Annotated in this window: 1 protein-coding gene; it reads right to left on the reverse strand. The window is 69.0% G+C overall.

What is annotated here, in order from left to right; all coding sequences use genetic code 11:
* Positions 1–24: 24 nt before the first annotated feature.
* On the reverse strand, positions 25–13662 hold the full coding sequence (locus IGS60_RS24885) for a filamentous haemagglutinin family protein (RefSeq protein WP_230506493.1): 13638 nt from the start codon (positions 13660–13662) through the stop codon (positions 25–27).
* Positions 13663–13728 lie beyond the last annotated feature (66 nt).

The following is a 13728-nucleotide window of genomic DNA, read 5'->3' on the forward strand; positions in this document are numbered from 1 at the left end:
AATGTCATCAAATGTTCATAAAACTCACGGTTGCAGTCCGCGCCGCTCGTTCGGCGTGAGCGCCTGCAGCTGCGGCGCCGTCAACGGTCCCGCGCCCAGCACCTGCACCACGCCGGCCGGCTGGTAGCTGGACGCGTGCGGCTCGCCGCCCTGCTGCTTGCCGGTGCCGCCCTCATCCGCCTGCTCGTTGCCAAAACCCAACACTTTCACGGTGAACAACGATGGCTGCGCCTGGCGCGTGGCGGCCCGTTCGCGCTGCAGCACGTCCTGCGCCGCCGTCACGGCCTGTGTCGCGGCCGCGCTGGCATTGCTCAGTGCTCCCACGTTCACCGAGGCGACGGTTGGCACGCCCGTGGACTTGCCCTGCACCTGGATGTTTTCCGCATTCACCACCTGCAGGGCGGCCAGATTGACGTTGCCCGAGACGCGGATGCCCGCCTCGCCCGCATCGATGCTGCCCAGCGGGGCGATCAGGTCGATGTCGCCGGGCGGCACCTCCGGGATCGGATTGAGCGTGGCGATGCCGGCGCCCGTCGTCGGCGTGCTCGGCGACAGGCTGACGAGGCCGATGCTGTCGTACGCGCGGCGCTGCGGCGTGTAGACGACGGTGGACTTCGTGCCGCGGCCCGCGTTGATGTCGCCCGTGGCCGACCAGGCCAGGATGTTGCCGCCGAAGGTAGTAAAGATGCGGCTCTGGCCCAGCAGGATGCTGTCTTTCGCATACATCTGGATGTCGCCCTGTCCCTGCGTCAGCACGCCCGAGCCTTCGCCCGGCGCATAGCCGCCGTCGACGCCGATCAGCGCGCGGCCGCCCGGCACCGTGATGCCGATGTCGCCGCCGAAATCCGTGTGGATGCCGGCATCGTTGACGGTCACGTAAGGCACGTTGTAGTCGGGACGGCCCGCCTCGGCCCATTCCTGCGGGCTCAGGTAGCGCACGCCCGCGACGGGACGCTTGGTGAACACGCCGCCATATCCGCTGACGGTGTACAGCGCGCTGCTGAACATCGTCAGATCGCCCTGGTACTCGATCTTCTTGCCCGCCTTGTCCTGCGCCGGGAAGAGGGTGGCGATGGCTTCGCGGCCGCGCAGATAGCTGCCGCGGCGCGCGCCGTCCGCATCGTTGTACTCGCGTCCGGCCGCCTTCAGCTCGGCAAAGTAGACATTGCTCAGGTACACCTGCTGCTGTTCCTTCGGCAAGGCGGCAAAGAAGCTGCGCGCATCGGTGGCCGGGTCGTAGCGGATGCCCAGGCCGCTGTCGCCGCCAAAACGCGTCGTCAGCCAGTTCACCAGGTGCAGCTGGCTGACCTGCGCGTATTCGCGCGCCAGGTCGCGCCGCACGCCGCCCGTCTGCTGGCCGGCTTTCTCCAGCTCGGCCTGCTTCGTGCCGAGGAAGGCGGCAGCGCCCGCCTCGTCGCCGCTGTAGGCAAACTGGCCGCGCAGCCAGTCGGCCAGGGTCAGCTTGCCGCCGTAGACATACACGGCGCTGCCGGCCTGGTCGGCCAGCGGCTTGCTTGGATCGGCCAGCTTGGCCGGGTCCAGGTAGCGCGCCGCGAAGGCCGCGTAGTCGGGACCGTTGCGGCCCACGCCGGCGGCCACGCTGATGCCGGCGCCATCGCCGCGCTTGTCCTGGCCGACATTGACGATGGAGCCGAGGCTGCGCAATTCCGCCTTGTCGGCCATGTACAGGTCGCGCCCGGCGCTCACATTGAGCTGGCCCGGCCCCGCCACATAGAAGGTGCTGTAGCGGATATCGCGCCCGGCGCTGACGACGGAAACGTCGTCGGCATGGCGGTGCACGAACAGATTGCCGCGCGCCGACGAACTGCCGAAGACGACCGGCTTTTCCGGCAGCTCGGGACTGTTGGCAAAGGGCTGGCCGGTCCATCCCGCCGCGCCGTCCGGCACGCTCTCGACCGTTCCCAGCGGCGTGCCGGAGTTGACGATGTCGCGTCCGGCACGCACGGCCACGGCGCCGCCGCCCTCGTACCACAGGCCCAGCGGGCCCGTTTCGCCCTTCAGCTTCGCCCGGTACACGATGCCGCCCGTGCGCAGGCCGACGATGTCGCCGTTGTTGGCATAGAAGTGCGCAGGCATCTGGCCTGCCGGCACATAGTCGGAGACCGTCGGCGGCGTCATGCTGAACAGCGGATACACTTGCTGATTGGCATCGCTGGCGCCATTCGACGTCGTACCAAACCATTTCAATGGCCCCGGCGCCAGCGCATCGGCGCTGACGTTATGCAGCGGCAGCAGGCCGAACCAGACCTTGTCCAGTGCGCCGACGAAGCCCGGGTTGAATGGATTCGGCAGCAGGCGCGGGTCGGCGCCCGATGGCGTGATCGGATAACCGGCCGCATGGATGGAGTCGGCGGCCAGCATTTCCAGCTGGCCCGCGCCCGTCCTGACAAATTGCGGCGCCACTGGCGACGGCGCCAGGATCACGCCGTTTTGCGGCATGTCCACCTTGCCGCCATCACCCAGCCTGCCCAGGCTGGCATTGCCGTAGTACAAGCTGCCGCTGGCGGCCACGGCGCGCAGCACGGACGGCATGACGAAGCGCCCGTCCGTCGGCGCGTGGTTGTCGCCGGCCATCGCATTGATCCAGGACGAGGTGGGCGTCAGGTTGCCGCCCGCGCTGAACAGGTCGATGGCCGTGGCCGGCGTCCACAGCGAGAACCAGCTCCAGCCTTCGCCCGTGCGCTCCACGCCCTGGTAGCTGAACGGCGAACCATAGCCCAGTTGCTTCACGCGGCCCGCATCGGCCACGCCGCCCAGCACCACGTCGCCGCGCGCATCGATGCGCACGCCGCTGTCGCCCGGCACCAGAATCGGCCCGCCGCTGGCGATCGCCGTGCCCGCCGTGTAGGTTTCGTACGGCCGCGATTCCGTCGGATCGGCGCGGTCGAAGCGCAATTCGATGCCGCCCACGGCGCCCGCCTCCAGGCGCAGCGCGCCGCGCAGGTTGGTGAGCGTGCTGTTCAGGCCAGGGATCTGGCGTTCGAAACGCGTATTCGGGTTAGGACGGTCGCTATTGCTGTCGAAGCTGCGCACCTCGGCCACGGGGTTCAGCCCGCCGCCGATGCGGATATCGAGGTCGCCGCCGCCCGTCAGCAGCAGCTTGCCGTCCGGCGTCACCCTGCCCGTGCTGCCCACGGCCACGTTCAGGCCCTGGCTGCGCGGCGCGAACTCGCCGCCCGGATCGGCGCGCGAGGCCAGCATGCCGGCATCGCCGCCCGCCTGCAGCAGCAGATTGCCGCCGCCCAGGGTGCCGATGCCCGTAAAGCCCGACAGCCCCGGCAAGCCCGAGAACAGGTCGACGCCTTCGGGACGCGCGACATAGGTGCCGAAATTGATCCACCATGCCGTCGGCACGCCGCCCCCCGTGCTGCCGCTGCCCTGGCGCCACAGCCAGGTGCCGATATCGCTGCTGTCCTGCTGCGCGCGCAGCCAGCCGATGGCATCCTCGCGGCGTTGCGTGGAGGTGCCCAGCGTATCGCCCTTGACGTCGCCCTGGGCGCGCAGCAGCAGATTGCCGCCGTGCTCGGGATACCAGGCGCGGTACAGGCTCTGGCTGCCGCCATCGACAAACGGCGTAAAGTCCGTGCCCAGCGCACCGAGCAGCTGGCCCTTGGCGTTCAGGCCGCGCGGCAGGTTGAACAGATCCTTGCCGCCGACCAGCGGCGAGGCCGACTGCGTGCCCGCCGTGTAGACGCCATACAGCGAACGCATGTCGAAGTCGCCCGCGGCGAGCAAATCGAGGTCGCCCGTGCCCGTGCGCAGCACGCTGAACAGGGGCTGGCGCGCCGGCTCCACGCTGGTCACCTTCTCAGGCGGCGTGCCGTCGGCCACCTTGACCACCAGATAGCCATAGTTTTCCAGCATGTTTGCCTCGTCGCCAAACCAGCTGATGTCAACCTCGCCTTCGGGATATCCTTCGAGGAGAGCCGCTTCGCTGAAGATATATTTGGCCGGCGAACCCGTGCCCGGCACGATGGAAGTCACCGCGTCCAGGCCGTAATGCGTATCGGCCAGCATCAGATGGGCGTCCTTCGCATGCGGTTTCAACGCGCGCGTGTCGGCCGCCGCCGTATCGGCGCCGCCCACCAGGCGCAGCGACCACGCTTGCGAACCCTGGGCCAGCATGGGCGCCAGCGCCAGGTTGCGGCCCTGGCTTCCGCTGCCATCCGCGCTGCGCAGCGACACCATGGTGACGTCGCCCGGCAGCCTGACCACGGTGCCGGCGGGCAGCACGCTGCCCTTGTCCAGCGCCAGCGCCGAGGCCAGCACCACGCCATTGACGGCATTCGTGCCATCGGCCACGTCCCACGGCCGGCCTTCCGGGAAAGGCAGGGCCACGTTCGCCGGCCACACCATGGCCGCCACCTGGGCCGCGCCAGGCAGGCGCAGGCCGGCATCGAGCTGCATCCCGCTCGATAAAGTCAGCGCCTTCGGCAAGACGGTGCCGGCCGCGTACAGCACGCTGCCGTCGGCATTGCGCACGGCGCCGCCCAGCACGCTGCCTGCAGGCAAGTTCAACTCCGCCGTCAAGGTGGCGCGCGCCGCCAGCAAGGTACCGCTGCGCAACTCCATGGCTTTCATCGGCACGGCGAAATTGACGCTCGTGCCCGATTTGAAATAGGTGTTTTCGGCCAGGGTCACCAGGCCCGCTTGTGGCACGACGACCTCGCCGCCCCACGGCAACCGGCCTTTCACCAGCTGCCAGCCCTTGTCATCGATCGTGACGGGCAGGACGCTGGTATCGAAACCATCGGTGATGCTGCCAAAGACGCTGAGCTTGCCGCCGGCGCGCAGCACCAGCGCACCGGCTTCGCCCGAGCCGTACACGCCGCTCAGGCGCGCCAGCGGATTGACGCCGTCATAGCGGTGGCCGGACAGGTCGATGTCGCCATCGATATGCAGGTCGCCGCCCGGCGTGGCGCTGACGATCTCGACGCCGGGGCGCAGGTGGAAAGCGTTGGCGTCGCCGCGCAAGCCGCGCAGCTTGTTGTTCATCAAGTTGCCGTTCGCCAGCGCATTGGCCATGAAGGCCTGGCTGTCCCCGTGCTTCTCGTTCAGGTAAGCCTGGTTGATGCTCTGGTAGCTGCGGCCGTCCGCATCCTTGCCCGTGCCCGCTGGCGCATCCTTGTATTGCCAGAAGGCATTGACGTTGATCGTGCGCGCGCCGGCGATGTTCAGCGCGCCAGCCGCGTCGATGTCGATGTCGTCGCCCGTGGCGCCGCCGAGGCGGCGCGCGTTCAGGTCGATGCTGCCGTAGTTGCCGCCCTTGTCACCGCTGCGCAGGTCGAAACGCGCGCCGTTTTCCAGGGTCAGGCGGCCGCCAGGCGCGGCCAGTTCGATCACGGCGCGGTTCGGCGCCTCGATCACCTGGCCATAGCTGTCCGTGCGCAGCACCGTGCCGTGCGCATCGAGCACGGCGCCGGATTGGATGGTGACGCCGTCGCGGCCGGCCAGGCGGATGCTGCCCACCTGTTCGCCGCTGGCGTCGATGCGGCCATTCACCGTCAGGCTGCCGCCATCGACGGAGACGCTCACTTCGCGCGCCTTGAGCTCGTCGCCGATGGCCAGATTGCCCTGTTTGAGCTGGAAGCCGCGGCTGCCGAATACCTTGCCCGTGTTCAGGCGCTGGTTCAAGCCGGCGAAATCGCCGACATGCTGGGCGCGCAGCTCCAGGCCGCCCGCCGCGTAGGCTACCTGAGTGCCGCCCGCGTCATAGCTGCCGCTGGCGCCGCCCAGCAGGCTGCCGCGCAAGTCGGCCGTGCCGGCCGCCTCGCCCGTGGCGATTACGCTGAGCTTGCCAGCGCGGTTGTTCACGGCCGACACGTCGATCACGGAAGCGGCCGCCTGACGCACGTCGCCCTCGCGGCTGTCGAGGATCACGTCGCCGCCCCAGCTGTACTTGCTGGTGTCGTAGAAATCGATCTTGCGGCCCGCCAGGTCCAGCTTGGCCTTGTCACCCAGCAATACATCGCGCTCGGCCGACAGGGTCAATTTTCCGCTCGGCAAGACCACCGACGTATCCACGCTGACACTGTTACCGCTGAGGGCCACTTCGGCGCCCAGGGCACCGGCCAGCGCCGCATTCGTCGGCGTGGCGGCGGCGGCACCGGCCGGTGCGCTCACCTTGACGGCGCCGCCCGCCGTGATGCGGTTGACGGAGCCGGCCGCGCCCGTCAACAGCGGCGTGTTGATCAGCAAATCGCCGCCGCTGTAGCGGTAGCCATTGGTGGCCGTATCCCACGCGCTTTGCGACTGGTAGACGGACAGGCTGCCCTTGTTGTTGGCCGTCAGCTGTTCGCTGGCATTGAGCGCCACCTGGCCAAAGCCCAGCACCAGACGGTCCAGCTTGTGGATGGTGTCGGGACGGCTGTCCGGCGTGAAGCCGAATTCGATGCGCCTGGCGTCGACCTGCAGGCGGCCGCTGCCCGTGCCGGGGCCGTTGGCGACGACGGCGCCGGGCGCATTCGTCGCGCCCTGCCACACGAGGGTGTCCGTGTGGATGCGCGCCAGCGCGTCGGTGCCGCCATAGCCGTAGATGGCAGGCGTGTTGAGCACCAGGCGCGACAGCGACGACTTGCCCGTGGCCGCATCGATGGTCGACAGTTGCGACGAATCATAGAAATTGAAGGAATTGCGCGCCGTCAAACCCAGGTTTTCCAGCGCCGGTGCGCCCGTGCTGGTGTCGCCGCGCAGCAGGCGGTCGAGCACGCCCTGGTTCAGCGCCAGGCCGTCCGGCAGGGCGCCGCGCGCGCTGGCGTCGGCCAGCGACGCCTCGCTGCCGACATTGATCGACCCCATCGCCAGCACCAGGTTGCGCGTGCCGTAGCGCACGTTGTCGCGCAGGGTAAACGCGCGCTCCGTCACGGCGGCGATGGTGCCCTCGGAATACAGCGAGGTGCTGCCGCCGCAGGCGCCGCCCGTTTTCGCGCAGGCGCCGATATCGATGATGCCGGGACCATACGATTCGGACGACGGCGGCGCGGCCGGCAGCATGTCCAGCCAGCCGTTCGAGACGGCCAGCACGCTGCCCATGGGCTCGTACACATAGCCGTCGCGGGAGTCCCAGGCGGCCTTGCCGCGGCCCAGCGTATTGATGCCGGAACCCTGTTCCAGAATGATGCCGTCGTCTTTTCTCGCCGTCACCAGAAACACTTCGGCCGCCTTCAGCACGGCGCCGTCGCGCAGCACGATGCCGCCCGCCGATTCCTTGATGGCGGCGATATTGGCGCGCTGGTTGCTGCCCGTGCCAAAGTCGCTGTAGGTCACGCGCGGCAAGCCGCCGATGCCCACGCGCTGGGCGCCGAAGGCATTGATCTGCGACGCATGCACGGAGACGCCATTGAAATCGGCCAGCGGCGCCGTGCCGTCGGCCAGCACCTCGTAGCGCGTCGACGCATGGTTGCCCGTGCCCAGCAGCAGGGAGCCGCCGAAGCCGCCCTCGGCCGGCGCGTACAGGGCGCTGCCATCCATCATCAACGGCGTATGGTTGTCCTTGACGCTGTGCACGGACGGGGCGATCAGCTGCACGCGCACGCCCTTGGCATCGCGCTCCAGCGCGGCGCGCGGCACGCCGTCGCGCGTGGCCTGCGCCACGGCGAAGGCGGCATAGCCCGTCTCGTTGTATTGGGAATAGGTGCGCAGCACGTCAGCCGGCGTGAGGATGGCCTGGCGCGCCACCACGTCGCGGATCGCCGTGCCGGCCACGCCCGTCTGCGCCGCCGTCGCATACGAGCCATTGCGCATGGCCACCGTGCCGCCCGCCTCGACGGCGCCGGCCAGGCCATTCAGTTCCACGCGGAACGCACCAGGCAGCAGGGCGAAATTCGACGGCAGCAAGGTGTAGGTGCCGGCCGCCAGGCCGGGCACGCCCGCGCCGATAGTGATCTGACGTCCCACGGCGGGCTTGCCCGCGCCTTGCTCGGCCGTCAAAGGCGCCACGTCCGGCTGCACGCCGGGAAGGATGGCGTACACGGGGTTGGTGTTCAGGCCGGGCAAGGTGAAACCGCCGTTCGGCTTCATCTGCACCAGCGGATTGAGGCGCGCGTCGGTGGAGCCGCCGCGTCCGGCCAGGAAGGCCGCGCCCGTCAAGGTGCCGCCGCCCGACATGTCGAGGACGGCGCCTTGCTGCACGTCGATGGCGGCGCCCGTCAAGGCGATCTCCGGGCCGTTGCCCACGCCCTTGAAGACGACATCGTTGCCGTCATACAGGTAGCTCAAGCCATCGAGCGTGCCGCCGTAGGGCATCGTCAAGCCTTTCGCGCTGACCGAGGTCAGGCTGCCAGGCAACAGATTGACGCGGCCCGTATTGGCTTCAAAGCCTTCGGCGCCCAGGTTGATCTGGCCCAGCGGCGCGCGCAGCACGCCATGCTGGTTGATGGTGGGCGCAACCAGGCTCAGGGTGCCGAACACGGAGAACGGCTGGTTCGGCGTGGCGCCGTCGCCGCTGCGCCCGATATTGAGCGTGCGCAACGGGTCGAGCGAGACGCGGATATTGCCATACTCGTCGATGCCGCTCTTCTGGCCCACCGTGACCATGCCGCTGTCGCCCGTGGCCGGGTAGATCTGCGCGGCCACCAGGCTGGCATTGCCGGGCTGGTACAGGGCGGCGCTGTTCGACAGGCGCATGTCACCGCGGCTGCTCAGGGTCAGCTGCTCGAAGGCGTCGCGTTCGACCACCAGGTCGGCGCCGCTGCTCTGCGCGATGGTGCCGCGCGTGCCCATGTTGACCTCGCCCGCGATGTCGAGCATGCCCGCATCGATCTGCAGCAAGGAATCCTCGGCCACCAGCGGCACGCCCAGCATGCCGCGTCCCTTGCCCAGGTTCTTCGAGCCTTTCACGGCATTGGGCACGATGTAGTCATCCTTCTGCGCACGCGCGGCCGTCCCCAGGCGCACATACGGCGCCGCCAGGCGCACCTGGCTGGCGAGGCTGGCCGCCTTGTCCTCGCCATCGGGCAAAGGCTGCTGCGCCAGCCCCAGCGAACTGGCGCTCAGGCGCAGGCTCTGGCCCAGCGACAGGCTGACGTCGCCGTCAAAACTGAGCATGCCGTTCACGTGCAGGGCCAGGTTGTCGAAGCCGCCGGCCTGCACGCGGTCGGCGCCCAGGCGCGCGCTGCCGTAGCGCAGCGCCGCATCCTGCTGGCCGGCGCGCAAGTCGTCGGGCAAGGCGCTCTCGCCCTGCACCTGCGCCAGCTGCATTTCGCGCGGCACGCGCACCGCGTTGTCCACGTTGTCGCCTTGCAAGGTGTAGCGGTTGACCTTGCCATAATTGGGCGTGTCCAGCGCCAGTGCCAAGGTGCCGCCGGCCGCCCCGGCGCCGCCGGCCGCCGCGCGCAGGGTGCCGTCGGCGAAGATGCCGTTATACGAACTGAGCGAGATCAAACCGCCGTTGCCGGCCACGTTGACGGTGCCCTGCTGCGGCAAGTCCAGCGTGGCGTGCGCGCCGCTGGCGTCGAGCAGCGCGCCCGGACGCACGACGACAAAGGCATCGGCCACGTCGACGCTGGCCGCATCGGCCTTGTAGCGGGCGCCGATTTCGATGCTGCCGCCCTGGTCGGCACGGCCATAGCGCCCGCCGCGCATGTCGGTGGCGACCGTGGCGCGGCCGGCCACGTCGAGCACGGCCTTGTCACCGATCCAGATCGAGGTGGCATGTCCCTTGCCGTTCGGCACATCCACCTCATTGCCCATGCCAAACGTGCCCGGCAGGACGGCGATCTTGCCGCCCCAGGCGTCGAGGCGGCCGTCAATGGTGATCTGGTCATTGCCCGTCAGGCTGATCTGGCGGCCCGGATCGACCTTGATGGCGGCGCCTTCCTGCACCGCCAGGGCGCCCTTCACGTAGGAGCTGCCGGCCGTCAGCGACAGGTCGGCGCCGGTACGCTGCGTCAAGCGGGCCTTGCGCGCATCCTCCTGGTACAGCGGCGGCGTCCACACTTCCAGCGCGGCGCCCGGGTCGGTGCCGCCTGCCACCGTGTGGCCGGTGGCGGGATTAAAGCGCAGCACGGGCATGGTGACGTCGATGTGCGCGTCCTTGACCACCACCACGCCATCGCGGCCCGTGACGGCATAGTCGGCAAAGCCGCTCTGGAACAGGCTGGCGTCCAGCGCCAGCAGCGGCTTGACGGTCACGTCGCGCCCCAGCACCGTGCCGGCCGGCAGCAGCATGCCGCGCGGCGCGCGCAGGTCGTCGGTGGCGATGCTGCCGGCCGCATACTGCGTCGTCACCGGCGGGATCGGCAAGCCGTTCGGAAAGACCGCCGCCGAGACCACGAAACCGACCGGCAGGTTGTTGACGGCTGTCAGCACGCTGCCGGCGCGAACGATGGAACCCTGGTAGACAGACGTGCCGCCGGCGGTGACGACATAGGCGCCTGACGGCACCAGCAGGTCGGCTCCCAGCACCAGCGGTTTCTGCACCGACACGTCCGCCGTCACGGGTTTGCTCAAAACCTGGCCCGGCTTGATCAGGCTGGTGCTGAGCGCAAGATCGAAGGGGATCTTCTCGCCCTGGGCGATCAGGAATTCATCGGCCAGGCGCAGGCCTGGCGCAGCGCCGGTCCCCGCCGCCAGCACGTCGCCGCCCTGCAGCTTGCCGCCGATGCTGACGGCCGCGCCGCTGTCGATCACCAGGCGTCCGCCGCCCTTCACGCCATGGCCGCGCAATTCGCCGTCGAGCTTGAGCATGGCGCCCGTCGGCGCTTTCTCCGTCGGCAGGTCGACGGCCAGGGTGATGTCGCCGCCCCGCCCGCCCTGCAGGCTGCCATTGCCCATCAGGGCGGCGCCGGACGAGACGTCGATGACGCTGCCGCCCATCAGGTCGATGCCGCCGGAGCTCTTCAGGGTAACCTTGCCGCCATTCACATACGGCAAGCCGGCGACCGCGCCCGGATCGAGTTCCAGGTTGCTCCACAGGCCGCGCGCATCGAGGCGCACGCCGGGCGCCACGCGCACGCCGGCCGTTCCCGTGGGACGGTTGTCCGGCACCAGCTTGCCTTCAGCCCATACGTCGCCCGCCCCCGCCAGGTAGCGCGAGACGATGTCGCCGGCGGCGATGCTGCCGCCGCGCGCGCTAACATTCGCCTTGATGGCCACGTCGGTGGCGTGCAGGGCGATGTCACCGCCATCGGCCACGCGCACGTCGGCATTGACGTCGAGCTTGTCGTAGGCGTAGATATTCAGGGCACCCAATTCCAGCCCGTTGAGCCAGTCCGCATCGAGCTGCAAGGTCTTGCTGCGCGCGGCCGGCAAGGCTTCGCTCAGCAGCTGGCCATCGGCGATGCCCGCCACCTTGCCGATCTCGACCTTTTCCAGCACGGCTTGCGGGCTGTCGCGCAGCCGGCCCGCCTTCGGATCGAAGACGGGCGTCATTTTGCCGACGATCAATTGACCGGCACGCGCCGCCGCCGTCTGCGCCTGCTTGTAGCTGTCCATGCCGTCATCGCGCTTGCGCTGCTGGCGCTCGCCCTGGAAGACGGAGGTGTCGATATCGCCTTCGAGCACGGCGGCGCCCGTGGACACGATCAGGCGGCCCGCGTCGCGGCCCACCGTATAGCCGTTTTCCAGGCGTTCGCGCGGGCCGATCAGGGCATTCGCGTACGTTTCCGTCGTGTTCGCGCCCCAGCGCGCATGCGTGCTTTCATAGCCGCGGTACAGGCCCGTGTACAGGTTGTCGCCGGGCGCCGTGCTCAGCTTGTACATCGCGCCATCGGCGCCCTTCAGCCACGTCTGCTTGACCATGCCCGTCTGCACGTCCAGCGAACCGCCGGCGATGTTGATGCGCGAACCGGCCTGCGTCACCACTTCGCCGCCGCCAAAGCCGACGGTGCCGCCCTGGGCCGCCCATTCGCCGATGCCGTGGCCGCTGGTGTTCAGGTAGCCGCTCACTTCCAGCAAGCCGCCGGCCGTGTACCAGCGGTCCGTGGCGTAGCCATTCGTGCCGGCCGGCACCAGCACCAGGTCGCGGCGGTCAACCCACACGTCGCTGTTGTTCAGGTATTTCGCGTCGCGGCTGCCCGGTGCGTCACGCTGTTCGTTGCCTTGCACGTTGATCAGCACATTGTTGCTGCTCATGTCGACCTTCACGCCGACGGCGCCCGAGACGTCGATGGCGGCGTCGCGCGCCACGTGGCTGCGGCGGGCCGCGTCGACCAGCACCTGGCCGCCCGTGGCCAGGGTCAGCGAATCGCCTTCGAACTCGACATTGCCAGCGGAGACGATGCGCACCAGCGACTGGTCGCGCCGGTCCTGCGGCGTGTCCGTGCCCTTGCCCGTGTCCTTCAGCAAGGTATCGCGCTGCACGTCGAGCGCCGTGGCGCCGTTGTCGTCGATGACAATGGCGCTGACGCTGCCGCGCGCCAGGGTGACGCCGGCATTCTCGCCCGCCGCCGCCAGGTGGATGCTGCCGCGTCCGTTGACGCTGGTGCTCGACAGCAGCACGCCATCCTGGCGCAGCGTGTTGCCGCTCAGCGTGATGTCGCCGCCGGCCGCCTGGATCAGCCCATTGTTGACGACGCTGCCCGCCTTGCTGTCCGCCACGCGCAGCATCTCGACTTCATTGCCGCGCGTGCTCGAGTACTGGTTCTTGTCCGTGCCCTGGCCCGGGCGCACGATGATGGCGTCGCCGGCGGCCAGGGTGGTCTGGCCATTCGGCGTGGTGATGGCACCCGCGTTGTCGACGCTGCGGCCGGCCAGCAGCACGTAGCCGCCGCCTTCCGTCACCGTCTGCGGCTTGCGCGTGTCGATGCGCGCGCCGGCGGCGACGACGACGTCCGCCTCGGCCTTGCCATGCGTGGAGGTATTCTGGCCCAGCAGCAAGTCATTCGCGAAGGTCGGTACGGCGCCCGTGCCCTGCGCCTTGCCGTACAGGCCGCTCTTGAACTGGCTGTCGCTCATGCCCATGGCGGCCGCCGCCAGGTTGCGCGTATCGACCTGGCTGCTGCCCGTAAACACGATGCCGTTGCGGTTGACGATCATCACCGTGCCGTCGGCCTTGATCTGGCCCTGGATCTGGCTGGGGCGCGCCAGCGGATCATTGACCCGGTTCAATACGGACCAGTTCGATTTCTGGTCGAATTGCAAGCTGGTGTTCTTGCCGACGTTAAAACTTTCCCAGTTCAGTATCGCCTTGTCGTCCGTCTGCACGATCTTCACGACGGTCTTGCCGTCGGCCTGGGTCTGCACAGGTCCCTGGGCATTGAGCCAGCCGGCCGTCAGGCTGTTCGTGTCGACCTGCAAGCCGCCCTTGACCAGGCCATCGGGCGCGCCGCCCGCCGCCAGCGCCGCCTGGCGCGCGGCCGCCTGCACCGCCTGCTCGGCGGCGATGCCGCGCGCGGCCAGCAACAGGTTATTCAGCGATTGCTGCAGCTTGCCTTCGGCCTTTTGCTGCTGCAGCAGGGGATTGTTCAGCGAGGTAGCCGGCTGGCCATTCGGCAAGCGCCCCGTGGTGGCGGCCGTGCCCTGCTGCGCACCCTTGCCCGCGAACCAGGCGCCGCTGAATGGCTGCTGCGCCTGCGCGCCGCCCGCCTGCAGCAGCATGGCGATGGCCAGCGCCAGCGGTTTCAGACGCACCGGGAGACCGGTCCGGTTGCCCGCCATGGCGGAGGAGGATGCGTGTTTCGTGACCGACTTGCTTCGCTGCATGGCGACATTCCCTTTTCATGTTCCGTTGCTGACCGATATCGCGAGGCGGCGCGCACCACGCACGGG

Origin of the sequence: Janthinobacterium sp. FW305-128, from assembly GCF_020858135.1 — a bacterium.
Taxonomy (GTDB): domain Bacteria; phylum Pseudomonadota; class Gammaproteobacteria; order Burkholderiales; family Burkholderiaceae_D; genus Janthinobacterium.

What these genes read in the sequence shown, in the direction of transcription:
- IGS60_RS24885 (WP_230506493.1), bottom strand. Translation starts at nt 13,662, where the DNA reads ATGCAGCGAAGCAAGTCGGTCACGAAACACGCATCCTCCTCCGCCATG.